General features: G+C 59.3%; 21 protein-coding genes. 11 read left to right on the top strand and 10 right to left on the bottom strand.

What is annotated here, in order from left to right:
• Nucleotides 1-105: 105 nt before the first annotated feature.
• From fepD to fepC, 3 genes are read left to right on the top strand one after another with little or no spacing between them, the layout of a single operon-like run.
• A complete protein-coding gene (gene fepD / locus AB8W27_RS05700; protein WP_015742045.1) occupies nucleotides 106-1,113 on the top strand; it encodes a Fe(3+)-siderophore ABC transporter permease in 1,008 nt (335 codons plus the stop codon).
• On the top strand, nucleotides 1,110-2,102 hold the full coding sequence (gene fepG, locus AB8W27_RS05695) for an iron-enterobactin ABC transporter permease (protein ID WP_015742046.1): 993 nt from the start codon (nucleotides 1,110-1,112) through the stop codon (nucleotides 2,100-2,102). Before fepD ends, fepG begins: the two co-directional genes overlap by 4 nt.
• Nucleotides 2,099-2,890, top strand: coding sequence for an iron-enterobactin ABC transporter ATP-binding protein (gene fepC, locus AB8W27_RS05690; protein ID WP_041923802.1), 792 nt, complete (start codon nucleotides 2,099-2,101; stop codon nucleotides 2,888-2,890). Before fepG ends, fepC begins: the two co-directional genes overlap by 4 nt.
• A 188-nt stretch (nucleotides 2,891-3,078) precedes the next feature.
• On the opposite strand, the gene maeB is transcribed toward fepC, so the two are convergent.
• Nucleotides 3,079-5,358: an NADP-dependent oxaloacetate-decarboxylating malate dehydrogenase gene (gene maeB / locus AB8W27_RS05685; protein WP_015742048.1), complete on the bottom strand. Its 2,280-nt coding sequence runs from the start codon at nucleotides 5,356-5,358 to the stop codon at nucleotides 3,079-3,081.
• A gap of 281 nt (nucleotides 5,359-5,639) precedes the next feature.
• On the opposite strand from maeB, the gene tal reads away from it, so the two are divergent.
• Together tal and tkt are read left to right on the top strand one after the other, a co-directional pair.
• The gene (gene tal, locus AB8W27_RS05680; protein WP_015742049.1) at nucleotides 5,640-6,590 is read left to right on the top strand and encodes a transaldolase; all 951 of its coding nucleotides are present in this window, start codon (nucleotides 5,640-5,642) and stop codon (nucleotides 6,588-6,590) included.
• 20 nt (nucleotides 6,591-6,610) lie between these two features.
• Nucleotides 6,611-8,605, top strand: coding sequence for a transketolase (gene tkt / locus AB8W27_RS05675; protein ID WP_015742050.1), 1,995 nt, complete (start codon nucleotides 6,611-6,613; stop codon nucleotides 8,603-8,605).
• A gap of 191 nt (nucleotides 8,606-8,796) precedes the next feature.
• Here tkt and AB8W27_RS05670 read toward each other — a convergent pair whose 3' ends face one another.
• From AB8W27_RS05670 to nudK, 6 genes are all read right to left on the bottom strand, one after another.
• Nucleotides 8,797-9,294: a YbjP/YqhG family protein gene (locus tag AB8W27_RS05670; protein ID WP_015742051.1), complete on the bottom strand. Its 498-nt coding sequence runs from the start codon at nucleotides 9,292-9,294 to the stop codon at nucleotides 8,797-8,799.
• Nucleotides 9,294-9,662, bottom strand: coding sequence for a hypothetical protein (locus tag AB8W27_RS05665; RefSeq protein ID WP_015742052.1), 369 nt, complete (start codon nucleotides 9,660-9,662; stop codon nucleotides 9,294-9,296). The genes AB8W27_RS05670 and AB8W27_RS05665 overlap by 1 nt, the downstream gene beginning before the upstream one ends.
• Before the next feature lie 39 nt (nucleotides 9,663-9,701).
• Nucleotides 9,702-9,893, bottom strand: coding sequence for a hypothetical protein (locus tag AB8W27_RS05660; RefSeq protein WP_282913983.1), 192 nt, complete (start codon nucleotides 9,891-9,893; stop codon nucleotides 9,702-9,704).
• A gap of 155 nt (nucleotides 9,894-10,048) precedes the next feature.
• Nucleotides 10,049-10,993, bottom strand: a complete 945-nt coding sequence (locus tag AB8W27_RS05655; protein ID WP_041923803.1) for a hypothetical protein — start codon at nucleotides 10,991-10,993, stop codon at nucleotides 10,049-10,051.
• Nucleotides 10,994-11,069: 76 nt separating this feature from the next.
• Complete coding sequence (locus tag AB8W27_RS05650) at nucleotides 11,070-12,113, bottom strand: DUF1176 domain-containing protein (protein ID WP_041923804.1); 1,044 nt, start codon at nucleotides 12,111-12,113, stop codon at nucleotides 11,070-11,072.
• A 130-nt stretch (nucleotides 12,114-12,243) separates the two neighbouring features.
• Entirely contained in the window at nucleotides 12,244-12,819 is a 576-nt protein-coding gene (nudK, locus tag AB8W27_RS05645) for a GDP-mannose pyrophosphatase NudK (RefSeq protein WP_041923805.1), read from the bottom strand.
• Between the two features lie 198 nt (nucleotides 12,820-13,017).
• On the opposite strand from nudK, the gene narP reads away from it, so the two are divergent.
• Both narP and acrD read left to right on the top strand, forming a co-directional pair.
• Nucleotides 13,018-13,662: a nitrate/nitrite response regulator protein NarP gene (gene narP, locus AB8W27_RS05640; RefSeq protein WP_041923806.1), complete on the top strand. Its 645-nt coding sequence runs from the start codon at nucleotides 13,018-13,020 to the stop codon at nucleotides 13,660-13,662.
• Between the two features lie 135 nt (nucleotides 13,663-13,797).
• Nucleotides 13,798-16,914, top strand: a complete 3,117-nt coding sequence (acrD, locus tag AB8W27_RS05635; RefSeq protein ID WP_015742058.1) for a multidrug efflux RND transporter permease AcrD — start codon at nucleotides 13,798-13,800, stop codon at nucleotides 16,912-16,914.
• 104 nt (nucleotides 16,915-17,018) lie between these two features.
• Here acrD and ypfM read toward each other — a convergent pair whose 3' ends face one another.
• The gene (ypfM, locus tag AB8W27_RS05630) at nucleotides 17,019-17,078 is read right to left on the bottom strand and encodes a protein YpfM (protein ID WP_100207200.1); all 60 of its coding nucleotides are present in this window, start codon (nucleotides 17,076-17,078) and stop codon (nucleotides 17,019-17,021) included.
• A gap of 195 nt (nucleotides 17,079-17,273) precedes the next feature.
• Between ypfM and AB8W27_RS05625 the strand changes: the two genes are divergently transcribed.
• From AB8W27_RS05625 to AB8W27_RS05610, 4 genes are all read left to right on the top strand, one after another.
• Nucleotides 17,274-17,705: a GNAT family N-acetyltransferase gene (locus AB8W27_RS05625; protein WP_015742059.1), complete on the top strand. Its 432-nt coding sequence runs from the start codon at nucleotides 17,274-17,276 to the stop codon at nucleotides 17,703-17,705.
• A gap of 104 nt (nucleotides 17,706-17,809) precedes the next feature.
• Nucleotides 17,810-18,166 (top strand): ArsC family reductase, encoded by a 357-nt coding sequence (locus tag AB8W27_RS05620; RefSeq protein ID WP_041923807.1) that lies wholly within the window; start codon nucleotides 17,810-17,812, stop codon nucleotides 18,164-18,166.
• A gap of 4 nt (nucleotides 18,167-18,170) precedes the next feature.
• Nucleotides 18,171-19,298, top strand: coding sequence for a succinyl-diaminopimelate desuccinylase (dapE, locus tag AB8W27_RS05615; protein ID WP_015742061.1), 1,128 nt, complete (start codon nucleotides 18,171-18,173; stop codon nucleotides 19,296-19,298).
• A 28-nt stretch (nucleotides 19,299-19,326) separates the two neighbouring features.
• Nucleotides 19,327-19,515 (top strand): YpfN family protein, encoded by a 189-nt coding sequence (locus tag AB8W27_RS05610; protein ID WP_007700459.1) that lies wholly within the window; start codon nucleotides 19,327-19,329, stop codon nucleotides 19,513-19,515.
• Nucleotides 19,516-19,576: 61 nt separating this feature from the next.
• Here the strand turns inward: AB8W27_RS05610 and ypfH are convergent, their stop codons facing one another.
• Together ypfH and AB8W27_RS05600 are read right to left on the bottom strand one after the other, a co-directional pair.
• On the bottom strand, nucleotides 19,577-20,275 hold the full coding sequence (gene ypfH, locus AB8W27_RS05605; RefSeq protein WP_015742062.1) for an esterase: 699 nt from the start codon (nucleotides 20,273-20,275) through the stop codon (nucleotides 19,577-19,579).
• Nucleotides 20,276-20,348: 73 nt separating this feature from the next.
• Entirely contained in the window at nucleotides 20,349-22,382 is a 2,034-nt protein-coding gene (locus AB8W27_RS05600; RefSeq protein WP_015742063.1) for a tRNA(Met) cytidine acetyltransferase TmcA, read from the bottom strand.

Here is a 22,382-nt window from a genome sequence, read left to right as displayed (position 1 = left end):
CAGGGCCTTAACGCGAATTTTCCTTGCCGGATAACGGGACGGCCATGCTAACATAGCCAGATAAGAGTGATAATAACTATCATTATCGATTCCAGGGTGTGCGTTATGTCGGCCTCGCGCCTTTCCTCCAGGATGGTTGTCCTGGGGTGTCTCTTTTTATTGCTGCTGTTGATGGTTGCCCTCAGCCTGCTGGTGGGCGCCAAATCCCTGCCCTTATCTCTTGTGGTGGACGCGCTCACCGGCGCCTGCCGCGAGGCGGACTGCACCATCGTGCTGGATGCGCGCCTGCCCCGCACCCTCGCCGGTATTGTCGCCGGGCTGTCGCTCGGGCTTGCCGGGGCGTTAATGCAAACGCTGACCCGCAACCCGCTCGCCGACCCCGGCCTGTTAGGCGTCAACTCCGGCGCCAGTTTCGCCATTGTTCTGGGCGCGGCGCTGTGGGGCGTGAGCGAGCCGCTGCACATCCTCGCGCTGGCGCTGTGCGGCGCGCTGGCGGCGACACTGGTCGTGGCGTTTACCGGCAGCGCAGGCGGCGGACAGCTTAGCCCGGTGCGCCTGACACTCGCCGGTGTGGCGCTGGCGGCAGTACTGGAAGGGCTTTCCGGCGGTATCGCGCTATTAAACCCGGTGGTGTATGACCAGCTGCGCTTCTGGCAGGCGGGCTCGCTTGATATCCGTACCCTGACGACGCTTAAAGCCATCGCGCCGGTCGTGCTCACAGGCGCCGTTATCGCGCTGCTGCTGGGGCGTGCCCTGAACAGCCTGAGCATGGGAAGCGACACGGCGACGGCGCTCGGCAGCCGCGTGGCGCGCACGCAGGTGCTCGGGCTTATCGCCATTACGCTTCTGTGCGCCAGCGCCACCGCCGTGGTGGGCCCCATCGCCTTTATCGGCCTGATGATGCCGCACCTGGCGCGCTGGCTGGTGGGGGCGGATCACCGCTGGTCGCTGCCAGTGACGCTGCTCGCCACGCCGTCGCTGCTGCTGCTCGCGGATATCATTGGCCGGCTGCTGGTGCCGGGCGAACTGCGGGTGTCGGTGATGAGCGCGTTTATCGGCGCGCCCGCGCTGATTTATCTGGTGCGCCAGCGGCGCGGCGGAGCGTCGCTATGAGATCCGTTTCCCCCCGTTTAGGCCTCTTTTGCCTGCTGACGTTGAGCCTGTGCATCGGGCTCGGCCTCTGGGCGCTGACGCAGGGTGCAGTAACGCTCGAAGCCCGTAAGGTGCTGGAGGCGCTGACCGGCCATGCCCCGCGCACTGTTGCGCTTATCGTTACCGAATGGCGCCTGCCGCGCGTGGCGATGGCGCTGCTGCTGGGCGCGGCGCTCGGCGTAAGCGGCGCGATTTTCCAGTCGCTGATGCGCAACCCCTTAGGCAGCCCGGATGTGATGGGCTTTAACACCGGCGCCTGGAGCGGCGTGCTGGTGGCGATGGTGCTGGCGGGCCAGCACCAGGCCGCTATCGCCTTCGCCGCTATAGCTGGCGGCACGCTGACGGCGTTTATCGTGTGGATACTCGCCTGGCGCAACGGCATCGACACCTTCCGGCTGATTATTATCGGCATCGGCGTGCGCGCGATGCTGGTGGCGTTCAATACCTGGCTGCTGTTGCAGGCGTCGCTTGAGACGGCGCTGTCGGCGGGCCTGTGGAACGCCGGTTCGCTGAACGGCATTACGTGGGGGAAAACGCTGCCCGCCGCCCCGCTGCTCCTGCTGGCGCTGCTGGCGAGCGCGCTGCTGGCGCGCCGGATGCGGCTTCTGGAGATGGGCGACGACAGCGCCTGCGCGCTGGGTGTGGCGGTGGAACGCTCTCGCCTGCTGCTGATGCTGACCGGCGTGGTGTTAACCGCTGGCGCGACGGCGATGGCCGGGCCGATTTCTTTTGTCGCGCTGGTGGCGCCGCATATCGCCCGTCGGTTAAGCGGCACCGCGCGCTTCGGGCTGACCCAGGCGGCGCTGTGCGGCGCGCTGCTGTTGCTGGCCGCCGATTTGTGCGCCCAGTATCTGTTTACGCCTTATCAGCTGCCGGTGGGCACCGTCACCGTTTGCCTCGGCGGCATGTATCTCATCGCCTTGTTGATACAGGAGTCACGCAAGAGATGACTATGACTTCACGCTTAACCGGCGAAGCGCTGACGCTGGGCTACGGCGATTTTCGCGTCGCAGACGGGCTGAATGTGGCTATCCCCGACGGGAAATTCACCGCCATTATCGGCCCGAACGGCTGCGGCAAATCGACGCTGCTGCGCACGTTGAGCCGCCTGATGAAACCGCTCGGCGGGCAGGTGCGCCTCGATGGCGAGGCGATCCAGCGTTTCGCCACCAAAGAGGTGGCGCGGCGCATTGGCTTGCTCGCGCAGAACGCCAGCGCGCCGGGGGATATCAGCGTCCAGGAGCTGGTAGCACGCGGGCGTTATCCGCATCAGCCGCTGTTTACGCGCTGGCGCGATGAGGATGAGCGCGCGGTGCAAAAAGCGATGGACGCGACCGGCGTGACCGCGCTTGCCGACCAGAGCGTCGATACGCTGTCCGGCGGTCAGCGTCAGCGCGCCTGGATTGCGATGGTGTTAGCGCAGGAGACCTCGATTCTGCTGCTCGACGAGCCGACCACCTGGCTTGATATCAGTCATCAGATTGATTTGCTGGAACTGCTGAGCGCGCTTAACCGCGAGCAGGGATATACGCTTGCCGCGGTGCTGCATGATTTGAACCAGGCGTGCCGCTACGCGAACCATCTGATTGCGTTGCGGGACGGGAAGATTATTGCCGAGGGCGCGCCGTCAGAGATTGTGGACGCGGCGCTTATCGAGGCGATTTACGGGTTGCGGTGCATGATTATTGAGGATCCGGTAGCAGGTACGCCGCTGGTGGTGCCGCTCGGGCGACGGTAGTGGGCGATGCGTGCGCCCGGGTAAATGATGGGTGCGCTCGGGTAAATGGTGGGTGCGCTACGCTTACCCACCCTACAACCACTTACTCTACGAACACCGGGTAAATGGTGGGTGCGCTGCGCTTACCCGCCCTACAAAATCAACCTTTCCCGTAGGGCGGGTAAGCTTGCGCACCCGCCATTAACGCCTTACAGCGGGTTGGTTTGCGCTTCGACCACGGCCAGCGCCACCATATTCACGATACGGCGAACCGAGGCGATCGGCGTCAATACGTGCACCGGTTTCGCGACGCCCATCAACACCGGCCCTACGGTCACGCCTTCGGAGCTCGACACGCGCAACAGGTTATAGCTGATACGCGCCGCTTCCACGTTCGGCATAATCAGGATGTTGGCCGAGCCTTTCAGCGGGCTGTCCGGCATACGATCGTTACGAATGCTCTCCACCAGCGCCGCGTCGCCGTGCATCTCGCCGTCGATCATCAGATCCGGGGCGCGCTCACGCACCAGCTGCAACGTCTCGCGCATTTTGCTGGCGGCAGGCGAATCGGAAGATCCGAAGTTTGAATGCGACAGCAGCGCCACTTTCGGCTCGATCCCGAAACGACGCACCGTTTCCGCCGCCATGACGGTGATCTCCGCCAGCTGTTCCGGCGTCGGATCGTCGTTCACATACGTGTCGGCGATAAAGGTGTTGCCGCTCGGCAGCAGCAGCGCGTTCATCGCGCCTGCGGCTTTTACGCCGTCGCGATAGCCGAAAATCTGCTGAACCACGCTGAAATGCTCATGATAATCGCCAATCGTGCCGCAAATCATCGCATCCACTTCGCCGCGATGCACCATGATGGCCCCAATCACCGTGCTGTTGCCGATAACGGCGCGCTGGGCCTGCTCCTGCGTAATGCCGCGACGTTTCATGATGCTGTAGTACTCGTTCCAGTACTCTTTAAAGCGCGGGTCCGATTCGTTATTCACGATCTCGAAATCTTTGCCCGCCTCGATTTGCAGACCGAGTTTTTTCAGTCGCATCTCAATAACGCCAGGGCGGCCCACCAGCACCGGCTTCGCCAGCCCAAGCGTAATCAGCTCCTGGGTCGCATGCAGCACGCGCGGCTCTTCGCCTTCGGTCAGCACCACGCGCTTCGGATCTTTACGCGCCTGGTTGAATACCGGCTTCATAAACAGGTTGGTTTTGTAGACAAATTCGGTGAGTTTGTCTTTATACGCGTCGAAATCCTCGATCGGGCGGGTCGCCACGCCGGAGTCCATCGCCGCTTTCGCCACCGCAGGGGCGATGGTCACAATAAGACGCGGGTCGAACGGTTTCGGGATGATGTAATCCGGGCCGAACGATAGCTCCTGATCTTCATAGGCCGAAGCCACCACGTCGCTCTGCTCGGCATGCGCCAGCTCGGCAATGGCGTGTACCGCCGCGAGCTTCATCTCTTCGTTAATGGCGGTCGCGCCCACATCCAGCGCGCCGCGGAAGATGAACGGGAAGCAGAGGACATTATTCACCTGGTTCGGGAAATCTGAACGGCCGGTGCAGATGATCGCATCCGGGCGCACTTCTTTGGCGAGCGGCGGCATGATTTCCGGCTCAGGGTTGGCGAGCGCCAGGATGAGCGGCGAAGCGGCCATCTTTTTGACCATCTCCTGAGTCATCACTTTCGGGCCGGAGCAACCGAGGAAAATATCCGCGCCTTCGATCACATCGCCGAGCGTGCGCTTGCCGTTATCGTCAATCGCGTAGGCGGCTTTGGTTTCCGCCATGTTCTCTTCGCGGCCTTTGTAGATGACGCCTTTGGAGTCGCACACCACGATGTTGCGCTTCTGCATGCCAAGCGCCACCAGCAGGTTCATACAGGCGATGGCGGACGCGCCCGCGCCGGAGACCACCAGCCGCACGTCGGAGATATTTTTTTGCACCACGCGCAGGCCGTTTAACACCGCGGCGGTACAGATAATGGCGGTACCGTGCTGATCGTCATGGAACACCGGAATGTTCATGCGCTCACGCAGTTTCTTTTCGATATAAAAACATTCCGGCGCTTTGATATCTTCCAGGTTGATACCGCCGAAAGTCGGCTCCAGCGCCGCCACCACATCCACTACTTTATCGGGATCGTGCTCGTCGATTTCGATATCAAACACATCAATACCGGCGAATTTCTTAAACAGGACGCCCTTGCCTTCCATTACCGGTTTACCGGCCAGCGCGCCGATATTGCCAAGCCCCAGCACGGCGGTGCCGTTGGAGATAACCGCCACCAGGTTGCCGCGCGCGGTGTATTTATAGGCGGCCAGCGGATCGGCGGCGATCTCCAGACACGGTGCCGCCACGCCTGGCGAATACGCCAGCGCCAGATCGCGCTGGGTCGCCAGCGGTTTGGTCGGAGAAACCTGAATTTTGCCTGGAACCGGGAATTCGTGAAAATCGAGGGCGCTTTGTTTTAGTTGTTCATCCATTTTACTGATCCTTTTTCTCTTGCAGGGTATGAAGCGGCGTGTCGCACGCTCGTTTAACCAGGCCGTCAGTATCGCCCGTTAGCGGCGGCTAAACTTTGAAGACCGCCAAACTCTGAGTCATGCAACCCTTTGATGTTATCAATTTATAGCAGCGATGTTGCTGGGTCGGGAAAGCATTGCTATGTGCGTCTGCTATGCTTTTTTGTTATGTCCCTGATGAGATCCCGGCGGGCGACACTGACAGCGCCCCATAAAATCTTTTCTTTTCAAGGAGTAGCAAAATGAACCAACTCGATGGCATTAAACAATTCACAACCGTAGTCGCCGACAGCGGCGATATTGAATCGATTCGTAACTATCAACCCCAGGACGCCACCACCAACCCTTCCCTGCTGCTGAAGGCCGCCAGCCTTGAGCATTACCAGCATCTGTTCACCGATGCGCTGGAATACGGCAAAAAACGCGGCAGCACGCAAAAAGAGCAGGTGGCGGAAGCCAGCGACAAACTGGCGGTCAATGTGGGTGCGGAAATTCTGAAAAGCATTCCGGGACGCGTCTCAACGGAAGTCGACGCGCGTCTGTCGTTCGACAAAGAAAAAAGCATCGCCAAAGCGCGTCGCCTGGTGGAGCTTTATCAGGATCAGGGCATCGATAAATCACGCATTCTGATCAAGCTCGCGTCCACCTGGGAAGGTATCCGCGCGGCGGAGGAGCTCGAAAAAGAGGGCATTCACTGCAACCTGACGCTGCTTTTCTCCTTTGCCCAGGCACGCGCCTGTGCCGAAGCTGGGGTGTATCTGATCTCCCCGTTCGTCGGACGTATCTATGACTGGTACAACACCCGCAAACCGATGGACCCGTATGTGGTCGATGAAGATCCCGGCGTGAAGTCGGTGCGTAACATCTATGACTACTACAAGCAGCATAACTACCAGACCATCGTGATGGGCGCGAGCTTCCGCCGTACCGAGCAGATCCTGGCGCTGGCGGGCTGCGACCGTCTGACCATCTCCCCTAACCTGCTCAAAGAGCTGCAGGATAGCGATGCGCCGGTCGCGCGTAAGCTGATCCCGGCATCCCAGGGCTTTAGCCGTCCGCAACCGATGACCGAAGCGGAATTCCGCTGGGAGCATAACCAGGACGCGATGGCGGTTGAAAAACTGGCCGAAGGCATTCGCCAGTTCGCGGTCGACCAGCGCTCGCTGGAAGATCTGCTTGCCGCCAAACTTTAACTTTTGCCATGGAGAGAAACATGTCTCATCAGCTTTTAGCCAACGCCATCCGCGCGCTCAGCATGGACGCGGTTCAGAAAGCCAAATCCGGTCACCCCGGCGCCCCGATGGGGATGGCGGATATCGCCGAAGTGCTGTGGAACGGCTTCCTCAAGCACAACCCGACTAACCCGACGTGGTATGACCGCGACCGCTTTATTCTTTCCAACGGTCACGCGTCGATGCTGCTTTACAGCCTGCTGCACCTCTCGGGCTACGACCTGCCGATGGAAGAGTTGAAAAACTTCCGCCAGCTGCACTCCAAAACGCCGGGCCACCCGGAAATCGGCTATACGCCAGGCGTGGAAACTACCACCGGACCGCTCGGTCAGGGGCTGGCGAACGCGGTTGGTCTGGCTATTGCCGAGAAAACGCTCGCGGCGCAGTTCAACCGTCCTGGCCATGAGATCGTCGATCATAATACCTATGTATTTATGGGCGACGGCTGCCTGATGGAAGGCATCTCCCATGAGGTGTGTTCGCTCGCGGGCACGCTGGGCCTTGGCAAGCTGATTGGCTTCTACGATCACAACGGCATTTCCATTGATGGCGAGACCGAGGGCTGGTTTACCGACGACACCGCCAAACGTTTTGAAGCCTACCACTGGCACGTAGTGCATGAGATTGACGGCCACGATCCAGAGGCCATCAAGCGCGCCATCGAAGAGGCAAAACAGGTTACCGATAAACCGTCGCTGATTATCTGTCGCACCGTGATTGGCTTCGGCTCGCCGAACAAAGCGGGCAAAGAGGAATCCCACGGCGCGGCGCTCGGCGAAGAAGAAGTGGCGCTGACCCGCAAACAGCTCGGCTGGAACTACCCGCCGTTTGAAATTCCGGATGAAGTCTATAAAGGCTGGGATGCGAAAGAAAAAGGCCGCCAGGTTGAAGCGAGCTGGAATGAGAAATTCGCCGCTTATCAGGAAGCCTACCCGGAGCTGGCGGCAGAGTTTAACCGCCGTATGGGCGGCGAAATGCCGGAAAACTGGCAGCAGCTGACGCAGGAGTACATTGAAAAACTCCAGGCGGAACCGGCGAAAATCGCCTCCCGTAAGGCTTCCCAGAACGCGCTGAACGTCTATGGCCCGGCGCTGCCGGAACTGCTTGGCGGCTCGGCGGATCTGGCGCCCAGCAACCTGACTATCTGGTCGGGCTCGACATCGCTGAAAGAAGATCCGGCGGGCAACTATATTCACTACGGCGTGCGTGAATTCGGCATGACGGCTATCGCCAACGGCATCGCTCATCACGGCGGCTTTGTGCCTTACACTGCGACCTTCCTGATGTTCGTCGAATATGCCCGCAACGCGGCGCGTATGGCGGCGCTGATGAAGGCGCGGCAGATTATGGTCTATACCCATGACTCTATCGGCTTAGGGGAAGACGGCCCGACGCACCAGGCGGTGGAGCAGCTCGCCAGCCTGCGCCTGACGCCGAATTTCAGCACCTGGCGTCCGTGTGACCAGGTGGAAACCGCGGTGGCGTGGAAAGCCGCTATCGAGCGCCATAACGGCCCGACGGCGCTGATCCTCTCCCGCCAGAACCTGGCGCAGATCGAGCGCTCGCCGCAGCAGCTGAAAGAGGTGGCGCGCGGCGGGTATATCCTGAAAGACGCAGGCGGCAAACCGGATCTGATCCTGATTGCCACCGGTTCTGAAGTGGAAATCGCCGTTCAGGCGGCCGAACAACTGCGCGGCGACGGCGTAGCGGTCCGCGTGGTGTCGCTGCCGTCGACCGATGTGTTTGACGCGCAGGATGAAGCCTACCGCGAATCGGTGCTGCCGTCCGACGTCAGCGCGCGCGTCGCGGTGGAAGCGGGCATCGCCGACTACTGGTACAAATATGTCGGCCTGAAAGGCGCTATCGTCGGTATGACCGGCTATGGCGAATCCGCGCCTGCGGAGAAACTCTTCCCGTACTTCGGCTTTACCGTCGAGAACGTGGTGGAAAAAGCCCGCAAAGTGCTCGGCAAATAAGCCTGCCTTAACGGGCTGAAGCCGATCGTTTAAGCGTACCTGAACGATCTGCCAGTAAGAAATAAGCCAGAGTCAGTTTCCTGATTCTGGCTTTTTTATGTCTGAACACGATAGGGATCTCGTTATCCGTTCAGCTCTGGATCACGTAAGGCGTAAGTGAACGACATTACTGCAGATGCCAGAGTTATTCTTTACAGGCCGCTTTCAGCAGCAGACTTCGCACGAGTAATGGCTCCGACGTTAAATATTGGATGCTCATAGTTATCGGTTACATCACGAACCCGGTATATCCTCCAGATGCCTGACTCCCGACGAACAAAAACTTCCAGCTCTAATTTTTTCCCGCCCTCCCTGCCAATCCATACCGGCATTACCTCGCCCCCCATGAACGGTTTGGCGGCACCGACAGTGAGCGCCGATACCCATGATGGATCATAGTCCTGTGCATAAGCGAAGTAATCCGATCCAATCAGGTCTTGTTCTGATATCGACTCGATATCCTCCAGTCTCATGATCGTGTCGGCTGATACATATTTGCGCAAATCAGACGGCGAGTATTGATTGTCGCTACGCGTAAGAGACATCAGATAAGTGGAATAAAAAGAATGTACTCGCGTCGGCGCGCTCTGATCCGGCTTAACTGAGCAAGCGGAGAGCAAGAAAGCGCATAACATTATTGCTGCTCGCATCAATTCATCCTGTATATTTTGAAAGCCGGTTGAGCGGCGCGATACCCTGGGCCCGGGTACATACTGCTCTGTCTGAAATCGGAGATCCATTGCGTGCCATCATACATCGTCATATGCCCGCTCGGGTTCCCTCCGGGATACGGCTGAATCACAGCAACATCACCGCCCAATAATGTTGAACCCGGCGGGACTTCACGAAATCCAGCGCGCAGTAATGCAGGTCCGTAATCTTTTGCGTTTAGCGTTCTTTCCAGTCGTATACCGCCAGCAGCTATGGCCTCCCTTGTAAAGGTCGCACATTCGTTATGTGAACGACCAAGCGCGCGGGAGCGGAGATGCGAAATAGCAACGTCTTTATTCCAACTCACTCTTAGTTCCTTTAAGCATGTAAAAATGGAATTATTGCGTTAACCATAACTATTTTGCGGGATAAAAATGCTGAAATTATCACCACGTAAAATTATTATTTTCAGACCTGGCCCGGCAAAAAGCCCCAGCACACCAATGGGATCGAACGGGTGCCACTCGTCCATTGGCGCAAGGGCTTTAAGTTTTCTTTGCGTCCATAATTTGCCTGTCTCCGTTGCTGGATTGAACATATAAAAACAGGCAATTACAGAATCTTAATTACAGTCTCGATACGAGCGTTCGGTGCTTAATGTTCCGCCTGAGTACCCATTCAGCTTTACGTCACGTAAGTCGTAAGTGAACGGCATTAGCCTTAACGGGCTGGCTTTTTATTTCCTGCGCCGTGTTACTTCAGTACTTTCAGCGTTTCGGCGCGCTTGTTTATCACAATATCTTCCGCTTTCTCATCCCACTGCGCCTGCGCGACGATCACCTGCCCCGGATGCTGTGGATCACGCGCCACCAGCGACTTGCCGTCCACATCTTCCTGCACGTTCAAGTTCATGGAAAACGAAGGAACGGCTTCCACCCACTGCTGTTGCTGCACGTCATAGAGATACGTCGCCCGCCAGGCGCTGCTCCACCAGTCAGGATAGATCAGCGCGCGGTCGCGTCCGCTGTCGTCAAGACTGGAAAGCGCCTCCACGCCGCCGCCGATACAGGAGGCGATAGACGCCGGTTTAATGGCCGGATCGCTGTTCCAGAGCTGGCACTCGCAGTCGCCGCTCTCATCGCAGACGCCGTTGGTTTTCGGATCGTGCGCCGTCAGCCAGGCGTAGCTTTTGGTGGTGCCGTTAAAGCGCCCGCCCGCCAGCCGGGTATCGCGGGTTTTCTGCCGGTTCGCCTCGGTTATCCAGTCGGTTTCTTCGCTGACGCGCCAGCCTGCGGCCTGTTTCGTTAAAGTAAGCTGCGCCGGATAGTTGCGCGGCGTTTGCGGCTCAAGCCCCGCCTGTTTCACAAACGTCGCCTGCACCGAAAGCGGCTGCCCGTCCTGTTCGGTCAGCGTGATATTGCTGACGACAGTCTGGGCGTAATGCGGATGTTTTTGCACGAAGGCGGCGTTCTCCTGGATAACGGCGTCGCGCGCGAGCGCTTTGCCGTACCAGCTTATCCGATCGCCGTAGAGTGCCTCGCCCGCCTGGGCCGTGGGGTGATTTTTAAACTCGTTCCAGCGCGCGACCAGTGCGTTCGCCTCGCGTTCGTCCTGCGCCGTCATTGCGGCGCTGGCGCTAAGCGTTAATCCTGCGAGCGCCAGCCCGATTGCGGCGCGCAGCCCCTGTGTGAATGCCATAAATTCCCTGCCATTTTTATGTGGTTATGATAAGCCACAGGAATATACGCAAAAACACGCGCCGCCAGAAGCGGGATTATTTGGTGACCCAGAGCGTCGGCCAGGCGTCGGGGCCGTGCCAGCCATCACAGCTCGGCTCTTCGGCGTAGCGCACCAGACGAAACCGCTGGCCGTCGAAACGCCAGCGCGTCGCGACGCCGCAGTCGCCAAGGCCGCGGCCTTTGGAAAGCGTGGTCAGCTCTTTGGTTTTTTCATCGAAGCTCGCGTTCATCAGCTCCAGCTCCTGCTCTTTATCGGCAGGCACAAAAGGCAGGCGCAGGCGCACCATCCGTGAGGCAAAAGGCTTCTGGCGCGACACCAGCCAGGCGAGATCCACCGTGTTGTAAGCACCGGCTTCACAGCTGATTATCATCAGCGCCGTGTCGTCAGTGAGCGCGGAAATACGCACTTCGCGGCGCATCGGATCAAGCGAGCACTGGCTGTTGGTCATCCGCCAGGTGCCGTAATCAAGCAGTTCATTCAGCTCGTCATGGGAGAGCGGCGTTGGCGTCGGGTTAGTGATTTTGACGCCCTTCAGGGCAGGCGCAGGCGGCACGCTGAGCGGCGGGTTGGTGCCCTTTTTAATCCAGGCGGTTTCGCTGCCGACGCGTTTTTGCTGGGCGTCGATAAACAGCAGCGCGGCTTTCAGCCCGTCGAGCGACAAACGCCCCGGCCCGTCTTTCAGCGTGATAAATGACGACTCTTTAATTTGATCGAGAAAATCGATGATGGTGGCGGGATCGTCTGTCAGCAGGCGGCGCGGCGCATCGCGCCATTTGCTGCCCGCAGGCACCAGCGTTTTGCCATCCACCAGCAGGCGCGGCGCGAGCGGCGGCGCTTTGCTGACGGCCGCCTCCGGTTTGCCCGTCTCGATGCGCAGCGACGCGTCGGTTTTGGCGCCAGCGCTGCGCGACAGCGTCATCACGAGATCCTGATGGCTGCCCACGTTTCGGGCAGTGCAGAAATTCTGGTTATTGCAGGTCACCTGCCAGTCACTGAAAACCTTCTGCGCGGGCGCGGCATAGAGCGGCGCGGCGAGCAGCAGAGAACAGCTAAGCAGTGACAGCAGACGAAAAAGCATGGACGGCGCGTATCCCGGGCGTTAACAGCGGTAGTAAGAAACGCGCCTATCTTCGTTGCCCTGCACGGGCGGCTCAATCGGATTTATCGGATAGCATTATCCGTAATACCGCCTCTCATTGTGAGGAGAATCAGTTCATTATTCCGCGCAGCTGAAGATGCTGCAGCAACAGCACGGTTTTCGCATCGCGGATCTCGCCCTGTTTTACCTTCTCCAGCGCCTCGTCAAACGGCATTTCCAGCACCTCGATCTCTTCATCTTCCACGCCGCCGCCAGCGTTCGCGCGCGAGGCGTCATCATATTCGGCGATAAACAGATGGATAAGCTCAGTGACGCCGCCGGGCGAGGTATAAAGCTCAAAAACCTTTTCCGCCGCATTTACGCGATAGCCCGTCTCTTCGATGGCCTCTTTGCGAATGCAGACTTCCGGCTCATCATCGTCCAGCAGACCCGCGCAGGCCTCAATCAGCATGCCGTCCGGGTTACCGTTCACCCAGGTGGCGACGCGGAACTGGCGGATCAGCACCACGCTTTTTTTCTCGCGGTTATATAACAGCACGGCGGCGCCGTTGCCGCGATCGTAGACTTCGCGCTTGTGGCGAACGATTTCGCCATCTTTTCGCGTCAGATCGTAGGTAATATTGCGCAGAACGAAATAGTTTTCCGACAGAATTTTATCTTTTATCAGTTCGACATTTAACGACATAGCGACTCCATAAACGCCTGGTGTTGGGTGAATAGTACGACCCGAAACGCCATTTGTCGCCCCCGGCGCGCTGTCGGAATAGACGCGCTGACGCCGGTATTCCGCCCATTGGGCGCGGCGGCTCGCGGTTAAGCTTACGCACAGGCTATGGTTTATCCAGGCGCAGAGAATAAAAAACAACCACAGACCGGAGTAAGCATGTCGCAGATTATCCCCTGGCACGTCCTGATTGTTGACGATCACCCGCTGATGCGCCGCGGCCTGCGCCAGTTGCTTGAGACCGACGCGCGGTTTCGGGTGACGGGCGAGGCCAGCAGCGGCGCAGAGGCGATAGCGCAGGCGCAGGAACTGGCCCCGGACGTCATTTTGCTGGATCTGAATATGCGGGGCTTAAGCGGGCTGGATACGCTCAATATGCTGCGCCGCGACGGCGTGAGCGCGCGGATTATCGTGTTGACGGTTTCTGACGCGCGCAGCGACGTTTACGCCATGATAGATGCGGGCGCCGACGGTTATCTGCTGAAAGACAGCGAACCGGAAGCGCTGCTGGAGGCCATCCGCGACGGCGCGGCGGGCGCTGGCGTGTTCAGCGAGCAGGTGCAGGCCTATCTGCTGACGCGCGAGCCTGAAGAGCAGCGTAACGCGCCGTTTGCGTTGCTGACCGGGCGGGAGCTTGACGTGTTGCAGGAGGTGGCGCGCGGGCTGTCGAATAAACAGATTGCCGCGACCTTACATATCTCCGAAGAAACGGTAAAAGTGCATATTCGCAATTTACTGCGCAAACTTAACGTGCGCTCACGCGTCGCGGCGACCGTCCTGTTCCTGGAATCCCGTAGCGTGTAAGGCTCTGTGGGTGCGTCGCGCGAGATAATTTACATTATCTCCTTATTTTCTCCACGTTTGCTCTGCCCCCTGGGGCTACAGTGATTGCGGCTACCAATAATAACGACGCTAAGCATTTAAGAGGTCCTGACTCGCATGGCGAATTTTTTTATCGATCGCCCGATTTTTGCCTGGGTGCTGGCAATTCTCATCTGCCTGACCGGCACACTGGCGATATTTTCACTTCCCGTTGAGCAATATCCCGAACTGGCCCCGCCTAACGTGCGCATCACGGCCAACTATCCCGGCGCCTCCGCCCAGACGCTGGAAAACACCGTTACCCAGGTTATCGAACAGAATATGACCGGCCTCGATAACCTGATGTATATGTCGTCGCAAAGCAGCGCCACCGGCCAGGCGACCGTGACGCTGAATTTCAAAGCGGGCACTGACCCGGATGAAGCGGTCCAGCAGGTGCAAAACCAGCTGCAATCCGCGCTGCGCAAGCTCCCTCAGGCCGTACAGACGCAGGGCGTGACGGTGCGTAAAACCGGCGATACCAATATCCTGACCATCGCGTTTGTCTCCACCGACGGCAGCATGGATAAACAGGATATCGCCGACTACGTGGCGAGTAATATCCAGGAGCCGCTGAGCCGCATCAACGGCGTCGGGGATATCGACGCTTACGGATCGCAATACGCGATGCGCATCTGGCTTGACCCGGACAAACTCACCAGCTTTCAGCTCACCACGGCGGATGTGGTGGCGGCGATTAAATCCCAGAATAGCCAGATAGCGGTCGGCCAGCTCGGCGGCACGCCGTCTGTCGATAACCAGGCGCTGAACGCCACCATTAACGCGCAGTCGCTGTTACAGACGCCGGAACAGTTTCGCGCCATCACGCTTCGGGTAAATCAGGACGGTTCAACCGTCACGCTCGGCGACGTGGCGACGGTCGAAATGGGCGCCGAGAAATATGATTATCTGAGCCGCTATAACGGCAAAGCGGCGTCGGGGCTTGGCGTGAAGCTCGCCTCCGGCGCTAACGAGATGGCAACCGCGCAACTGGTGCTGAACCGGCTCGACGAGCTGTCGCACTATTTCCCGCACGGGCTTGAATATAAAGTCGCCTATGAAACCACTTCATTCGTGGAGGCCTCAATTACTGATGTGGTGAAGACGCTGCTTGAAGCCATCGCGCTGGTGTTTCTGGTGATGTATCTCTTCCTGCAAAATTTCCGCGCCACGCTGATTCCGACTATCGCGGTGCCTGTGGTGCTGCTTGGCACTTTCGCGGTGCTCTACAGCTTCGGCTACAGCATTAACACCCTGACGATGTTCGCAATGGTGCTGGCGATAGGCCTGCTGGTGGATGACGCCATCGTGGTGGTGGAAAACGTCGAGCGCATCATGAGTGAAGAGGGGTTGTCGCCGCGCGCCGCCACGCGCAAATCAATGGGACAGATCCAGGGCGCGCTGGTAGGCATCGCCATGGTGCTCTCGGCGGTGTTTATCCCGATGGCGTTTTTCGGCGGCACCACCGGCGCGATTTACCGCCAGTTCTCCATCACGATTGTCTCGTCGATGGTGCTGTCGGTGCTCGTCGCCATGATCCTCACTCCTGCCCTGTGCGCCACGCTGCTTAAGCCGCTGAAAAAAGGCGAACATCACGGCTCGCGCGGCTTTTTCGGCTGGTTTAACCGCACCTTTGAGCGCAGCGCGCTGCGCTATGAATCCGCCGTCGGGAAGATTTTGCAGCGCAGCGTGCGCTGGATTTTGCTCTACGCCCTGCTGCTGGGCGGCATGGTGTTTCTCTTTTTGCGCCTGCCCACGTCGTTTCTGCCGCAGGAGGATCGCGGCATGTTTGTGACGTCAGTTCAGTTGCCCTCCGGCTCCACCCAGCAGCAGACGCTGAAAGTGGTGCAGCAGGTAGAGCGTTACTTCTTTGAGAAAGAAAAGGCCAATGTGGCCTCGGTGTTCGCCACCGTCGGCTCCGGCCCCGGCGGCAATGGCCAGAACGTGGCGCGTATGTTTGTACGCCTGAACCCGTGGGAAGATCGCGACCCGGATACCGGCAGCGCGGACGCGATCATTGAACGCGCCACCGCCGCCTTCCGCCACATTAAAGAAGCGCGCGTGTTCGCCAGCAGCCCGCCTGCCATCAGCGGCCTTGGCAGCTCTGCCGGGTTTGATATGGAGCTTCAGGATCACGCCGGGCTGGGTCATGACGCGCTGATGCAGGCGCGCGATCGCCTGCTCGATATGGCAAGCCAGGAGCCCGCGCTGACCCGCGTGCGTCACAATGGTCTGGATGACAGCCCGCAGTTGCAAGTCGACATCGACCAGCGCAAAGCCCAGGCGCTTGGCGTTTCCATTGACGATATTAACGACACGCTGCAAACCGCGTGGGGCTCAAGCTATGTGAACGACTTTATGGATCGCGGGCGCGTGAAAAAGGTCTATGTACAGTCTGCCGCGAAATACCGGATGCTGCCGGAAGATATTACGCGCTGGTATGTGCGCAATCAGGCGGGCGCGATGGTGCCGTTCTCGGCCTTTGCGACGTCGCGCTGGGAGACCGGCTCGCCGCGCCTTGAGCGTTACAACGGCTATTCGGCGCTGGAAATTGTCGGCGAGGCCGCGCCGGGCGTCAGTACCGGCACCGCGATGGACGTGATGGAAAAACTGGTGCGTCAGTTGCCGACCGGGTTCGGCCTGGAGTGGACGGCGATGTCGTATCAGGAGCGGCTATCAGGTTCGCAGGCGCCTGCCCTGTATGCGCTGTCGCTGCTGGTGGTGTTCCTGTGCCTGGCGGCGCTGTATGAAAGCTGGACGGTGCCGTTCTCGGTGATGCTGGTGGTGCCGCTCGGCGTCATTGGCGCGCTGCTCGCCACGTGGCTGCGTGGGCTGGAGAACGACGTCTATTTCCAGGTGGGGTTGCTGACGGTTATCGGGCTGTCCGCCAAGAACGCGATACTGATTGTGGAGTTCGCCAATGAGATGAACAGCAAGGGCCATGAGCTTATCGCCGCGACGCTCGACGCCTGTCGCCAGCGTCTGCGGCCGATTTTAATGACGTCGCTCGCGTTTATCTTCGGCGTCTTGCCGATGGCGACCAGCAGCGGCGCGGGTTCCGCCAGCCAGCACGCGGTGGGCACTGGCGTGATGGGCGGGATGATTTCCGCGACCCTGCTGGCGATTTTCTTTGTGCCGCTGTTCTTTGTGCTGATCCGCAGACGTTTTCCGCTGAAGCCTGCGACGGAAGAATAACCCGGCAAAGAAAAAGGCGGCCTGTTCAGGTCGCCTTTTTTAGCGTTTTACGCTATCGCTGCTGTGTGTCTATTAAAGCGATGTGCTCTTGCTTATTGCTGGATTTATTTACGAAGCATCGCTTCAATAAAGTCTTTCCAGTTCCCCAGTTCATGTTCAATCATAATGACCTCTCTTATTATTGTTTGCATGATACAAAAATAACGGCCTGGCGTGAAGACAATTTAACCAATCGAATTGATAAGCCTCCTTCATGTATTTCTTATCGGCGCTGAATTCAATATGACGAGGATAAGTTGTCTATAATGTGACGGCTGGCAATATTCGCGAATTTTTTAGCCACTGAGAGGTAAACTGGCATGCGCATCATCACACATCAGCACCTTGAAAACCCCGACTGGCAAGCGCTGGCGACGCTGATAGCGCGCGCAGGGCTCGGCGCGCGCGACCCACAGGAAGTCGAACGCTGCTACCGCAACAGCACCTTCGGCTGGTATGGCTTTCATGAAGGAAAACTGGTGGCGACGGCGCATGCCATTAGCGATCTCACATGGTCGAGTTATGTCGCGGATATTGTTGTCGATCCCGATTATCAGGGCCGGGGTTTCGGGCATCAATTAATGGACGAAATCCTCGAAACGCTTTTGCCTTTTGGTAAAGTTTTTATCTATGCAGTTTTGGATAAAGTCGCTTTTTATAAAAAATATCAATTCCGCGAATTGACCAGCGGAATGGTGTGCGCCAGCGATGAAAACTTATTCAAAATGTATGAGAAGGGATTTATACGCTAACCATAATTGTGAGTGATGCGTTATATTAGCAGGCTATTGTTTACCCTATTATCTATTCGGATAATTTGTTTAAGTAAACGGCTTTTGGACAAAAGGATTCAATTATGGTCGTGATGTACGGCATAAAGAACTGCGATACCATCAAAAAAGCACGCCGCTGGCTTGAAAATAATCACATAGATTATCAATTCCACGACTACCGCACTGACGGCCTTGATGCACAAATGATGCATAAATTCATCACTGAGCTGGGCTGGGAGGCGCTGCTGAATACCCGCGGCACCACCTGGCGTAAGCTTGATGAGGCGCAACGCGCGGCAATTACCGACGCCGACCGCGCAGCCGCGCTGATGCTGGAAATGCCGGCAATCATTAAACGACCATTGCTCTGCGCGCCGGGTAAGCCTATGCTGCTTGGTTTTAGCGAATCCACTTACCAGCACTATTTTAACGAGGTCTAGTGTTATGTCTTGCCCGGTTATTGAGCTGACGCAGCAGCTTATTCGTCGCCCTTCTCTTAGCCCCGATGATGCGGGCTGCCAGGCGCTGCTGATCGAGCGGCTGCGTGCCGTAGGGTTTACGGTAGAGCCGATGAATATTGGCGACACGCAGAACTTCTGGGCATGGCGCGGCACCGGCGAAACGCTGGCCTTCGCGGGGCATACCGATGTGGTGCCCGCAGGCGATGTTGAGCGCTGGATCAATCCGCCGTTTGAACCCACGATCCGCGACGGGATGCTTTTTGGCCGGGGTGCGGCGGACATGAAAGGCTCGCTGGCGGCGATGGTCGTGGCGGCGGAGCGCTTTGTCGCGCAGCATCCGCACCATCGCGGGCGCCTGGCGTTTCTTATCACCTCTGATGAAGAAGCGAGTGCCGCCAACGGTACCGTTAAAGTAGTGGAAGCGCTGATGGCGCGCGGAGAACGTCTCGATTACTGCCTGGTGGGCGAACCGTCCAGCAGTGAAGTGGTCGGCGATGTGGTGAAAAATGGCCGTCGCGGCTCGCTCACCTGCAACCTGACCATTCACGGCGTGCAGGGCCACGTGGCGTATCCGCATCTGGCGGATAACCCGGTGCACCGCGCCGCGCCGATGCTTAATGAACTGGTCGGTATCGAGTGGGATCGCGGCAATGAATTTTTCCCGCCCACCAGCATGCAGATTGCCAATATTCAGGCGGGCACCGGCAGCAACAACGTCATTCCAGGCGATCTCCACGTGCAGTTTAATTTCCGCTTCAGCACGCAGCTGACCGACGAGATGATTAAACAGCGCGTCGTGGCGCTGCTGGAGCAGCACCAGCTGCGCTATACGCTGGACTGGTGGCTCTCCGGCCAGCCATTCTTAACCGCGCGCGGTAAACTGGTCGATGCGGTCGTCAACGCCGTTCACCACTATAATGAAATTAAACCGCAGCTGCTGACCACAGGCGGCACGTCCGACGGGCGCTTTATCGCCCGCATGGGCGCGCAGGTAGTGGAGCTTGGGCCGGTCAACGCGACGATTCACAAGATCAATGAATGCGTCAAAGCGTCTGACCTGCAGCTGCTGGCTCGTATGTATCAACGCATTATGGAGCAACTCGTCGCCTGACGAGCGCTCTCAAGACGAGGATAACGTCATGGAATGGCTTGGAAAATATTGGTGGGTGCTGGTGCTGGTGTTTCTGCTCGGCGTCCTGCTGAACGTGATTAAAGATTTAAAACGGGTGGATCATAAGAAGTTTATGGATAATCGCCCGGAACTTCCTCCCCACCGCGATTTTAACGATAAGTGGGACGACGAAGACGACTGGCCGAAGAAGAAGTAAGCGCCTGCTTAATCCTCTCCGGCTTCTCCGTCAGGCTACCCGCCTGACGGAGCGCCCCGCGTTACATCATCTGAATCACATCGTCATCGCCAGGCTTACCGCCGCTTAACGCTTCATCAAAATAGTGCTTCGGCACGGTATAGCGCAGATGATCGAGCGCCAGCTGCATGCTGCGGTTATCGATCGCATGCCCCAGATCCTCAACGATATCGAGCGTCACGTCGCCGCCGGCGCGCAGCAGCGCATCCGCCGCCGCCTGGGCGTAGCGGGAATCGATCACTTCATCATCCTCACCGTGGATCAAATGCACCGTCGTGGCGGTCGATGCCGCCGTCGGCAGTTCAGCAAAGCGCCCGTTAAACGCAATGACGCGAGAAGCCAGGCCAGGCGCGGCTTTTACGCCTTCCAGCACCATGATCGCGCCCTGCGAAAACCCGATCAGCGCCGTGGCGGTCGGGCTGACGCCGCTTTCGCGCTGCCAGTGACGCACGGTGTCGATAAATGTCGGCATAATTTCATCCACCCGCTGCTGGCGGTTGGATTCGGTCACGCCCTGGACGGAAAACCACTCTCTTCCCGGTGCCGGGCCGCTCGGCGCGGGCCCGCCGACGCTGACGACCAGCGCGTCCGGGAACAGCGGCGCGAAATAGCTGCCTATCTCGCCCATGGCCACCGGGTTATCCCCGACGCCGTGGAACAGCAGCAGCAGTTGTCTGGCGGGCAGTTCAGGGCTCTGAACCACAAAATGATCATGTCTCATGGCACTCTCCTTCATGGGTTACAGCCAGTTTACGCCGGCCTGAACAGATGACCATCGCAATTCATTGATGGACTTAGTGGAAAAATTGCCATTGCATAAGTTGCGCATTTAATGCCGCGGCGCGCTGCGCATCAAGCGCTTCCAGCGCCAGCGCGGTTTCCTGACGCAGTGCGGCGAGTAACGCTTTACGCCCGGAAAGCCCCAGCTGGCGGCACAGCGCGTCCACCGGGGTTTGCAGCGCCAGCCGCCCGCGCAGCGCCTGCAATGCCTGCGGGCTCGCCTCAAGTAACCGGTACAGCGGGCCGAGAGAGGTTTCCAGCGGGCGGTGCGCGAACGCGAATCCGGCAAGCGCTAACCAGTCATCTTCATTAAGGGTAGCCTGGGCGGCGGGCGTCAGCGGCAGCGTTTCATCCACCCAGCGCTGGAGCATCGCCGCATCGCGCGCCAGCCGCTGGTGTTCTTCACGCGCGAGCCTCGCGCCTGCCGTGCTCAGCGGCAGCAGCGCCATCGCGTTATAACAGCCGCTGCTGGCCTCGCGATGGCTGCCAAAACGCACCAGCGTAAAACCGCAGCGCTGCCAGAAATGCCACAGCGCGGGCGTATAGCCGAAGCTCACCGAAAGATAGTCACAGCCGTCAGGCGCCTGCGCGCGCGCCTGCTCAATTAACTGACGGCCAACGCCTTCGCGCTGGCGGCCCGGATGTACCGCCACACGGCTTATGCGCAGTCCCCTGAGCGTAGCGGCGAGCGGATCGCCGCCGTGGGCCGCCAGCGACTGCGCCACCAGGTTGCCGCGCGGACGGCGATAACCGGCCCACACCGCCTGGCTCAGCGCCGCCTCAAGGCCGCCTTCCGCCACTAACCACAGCGCGCCGACGGTCACGCCGCCCGCTTCGGCGGCGATAAACGACTGATTCGGGGCATCCATCATGCGGCGCAAATCGAGCGGCGAGGTGCGATAGTGCGCGCCCGCCAGCAACCGGTAAAGCGCGGCGGCGCGGTCGGGCATCGTTTGCCAGTCTCGCTGATGAACAGGATAAAAACGAACCTCGCCTGCGGGTGTGCGCGCGAAATCGTCATCGTCAAAGAGCAGCGCCTGGCTGACCAGCCGCTCCAGCGGATCGTCCTGCGCCCAGCGCACCGGCGTACTCAGCGTGCGGTAGCGCAGTCCGTCGATGCCCGCGCAGAATTTAAGTAAGAAACCGCGCCCGGTGCCTTCATAGCCCTGCACGGTACTGGTCAGAAGCGCGGCGGGAAACGCCCGCACCAGCTTTTGCAGCACCGGGCCTGGCAGCGCGGCGGCTTCATCTATAATGAGCCAGTCGCAAGGCGCGAGCGTGCCGTCCTCAAGCGCGGCCAGGAGGGCGTCCGGCGCCATAAACTGAAATTTATCGCCCGCGTGCGCGGCGATAACCTCCGCCGAGGCGCGCGCAGGCGCAGTCACCAGCGCCCTGCCCGGCAGCGCGCGAATAAACATACCGGCGAGCGCCGATTTCCCGCGCCCGCGCGCGGCGGTGATCACCGTCACGCCATCGGGGGTGGTTAAGAGCTCATCCAGCAGCAGCGCCTGCTCCCGCTGCGGCTCGCCGCAGGCCGGGCGCCAGCGCGGGCGCGGCGCAGACGGGACTGCCTGCAATGGCTGCTCCTGCCGCCAGCAGATAACGTCCGGATCCTGTGTGAAAAGGTGCTGGAGATGATGAATAAAATGCGGCGTGGCGATAGGCTCGCGGCTGTCGCTCCAGCGGCAGGCGTCGTTATCGACACGCGTGGGCCACGCCTGCCACGGCGGCGTTAACAGGACCAGCCAGCTGCCCGCTTTGAGCGTGCCTGCGAGCGCGGCAAACGCCGCAGCGTCAAAACCGCTGCGGGCGTCAAAGACCGCATGCAGGTATTCGCGCCCGAGCAGCGTATTGATAGCGCCCGGCGCGCCATTCAGCGCCATCTCCGGCGCGCTGCCCACCCACAGCCAGTCGCCGGGCAGCGTGTTCGCCAGCTGTTGCGCCTGCTGCGAGCTCCACGTTTCATCGCCGCTTAATACCAGCAGGCGGCGAATGCCTGCGGCTTCCATCTGCGCCGTCAGCGTGGCGAGGCTTTCATTCACGACCAT

This window comes from Cronobacter turicensis, from assembly GCF_041222865.1.
GTDB lineage: Bacteria > Pseudomonadota > Gammaproteobacteria > Enterobacterales > Enterobacteriaceae > Cronobacter > Cronobacter turicensis.
The sequence above is the reverse complement of the archived record's forward strand: the minus strand, read 5'-3'. Positions and strand labels throughout refer to the sequence as shown.

What these genes read in the sequence shown, in the direction of transcription:
- fepD (WP_015742045.1), top strand. Translation starts at nt 106, where the DNA reads ATGTCGGCCTCGCGCCTTTCCTCCAGGATGGTTGTCCTGGGGTGTCTC.
- fepG (WP_015742046.1), top strand. Translation starts at nt 1,110, where the DNA reads ATGAGATCCGTTTCCCCCCGTTTAGGCCTCTTTTGCCTGCTGACGTTG.
- fepC (WP_041923802.1), top strand. Translation starts at nt 2,099, where the DNA reads ATGACTATGACTTCACGCTTAACCGGCGAAGCGCTGACGCTGGGCTAC.
- maeB (WP_015742048.1), bottom strand. Translation starts at nt 5,358, where the DNA reads ATGGATGAACAACTAAAACAAAGCGCCCTCGATTTTCACGAATTCCCG.
- tal (WP_015742049.1), top strand. Translation starts at nt 5,640, where the DNA reads ATGAACCAACTCGATGGCATTAAACAATTCACAACCGTAGTCGCCGAC.
- tkt (WP_015742050.1), top strand. Translation starts at nt 6,611, where the DNA reads ATGTCTCATCAGCTTTTAGCCAACGCCATCCGCGCGCTCAGCATGGAC.
- AB8W27_RS05670 (WP_015742051.1), bottom strand. Translation starts at nt 9,294, where the DNA reads ATGCGAGCAGCAATAATGTTATGCGCTTTCTTGCTCTCCGCTTGCTCA.
- AB8W27_RS05660 (WP_282913983.1), bottom strand. Translation starts at nt 9,893, where the DNA reads ATGTTCAATCCAGCAACGGAGACAGGCAAATTATGGACGCAAAGAAAA.
- AB8W27_RS05655 (WP_041923803.1), bottom strand. Translation starts at nt 10,993, where the DNA reads ATGGCATTCACACAGGGGCTGCGCGCCGCAATCGGGCTGGCGCTCGCA.
- AB8W27_RS05650 (WP_041923804.1), bottom strand. Translation starts at nt 12,113, where the DNA reads ATGCTTTTTCGTCTGCTGTCACTGCTTAGCTGTTCTCTGCTGCTCGCC.
- nudK (WP_041923805.1), bottom strand. Translation starts at nt 12,819, where the DNA reads ATGTCGTTAAATGTCGAACTGATAAAAGATAAAATTCTGTCGGAAAAC.
- narP (WP_041923806.1), top strand. Translation starts at nt 13,018, where the DNA reads ATGTCGCAGATTATCCCCTGGCACGTCCTGATTGTTGACGATCACCCG.
- acrD (WP_015742058.1), top strand. Translation starts at nt 13,798, where the DNA reads ATGGCGAATTTTTTTATCGATCGCCCGATTTTTGCCTGGGTGCTGGCA.
- AB8W27_RS05625 (WP_015742059.1), top strand. Translation starts at nt 17,274, where the DNA reads ATGCGCATCATCACACATCAGCACCTTGAAAACCCCGACTGGCAAGCG.
- AB8W27_RS05620 (WP_041923807.1), top strand. Translation starts at nt 17,810, where the DNA reads ATGGTCGTGATGTACGGCATAAAGAACTGCGATACCATCAAAAAAGCA.
- dapE (WP_015742061.1), top strand. Translation starts at nt 18,171, where the DNA reads ATGTCTTGCCCGGTTATTGAGCTGACGCAGCAGCTTATTCGTCGCCCT.
- AB8W27_RS05610 (WP_007700459.1), top strand. Translation starts at nt 19,327, where the DNA reads ATGGAATGGCTTGGAAAATATTGGTGGGTGCTGGTGCTGGTGTTTCTG.
- ypfH (WP_015742062.1), bottom strand. Translation starts at nt 20,275, where the DNA reads ATGAGACATGATCATTTTGTGGTTCAGAGCCCTGAACTGCCCGCCAGA.
- AB8W27_RS05600 (WP_015742063.1), bottom strand. Translation starts at nt 22,382, where the DNA reads ATGGTCGTGAATGAAAGCCTCGCCACGCTGACGGCGCAGATGGAAGCC.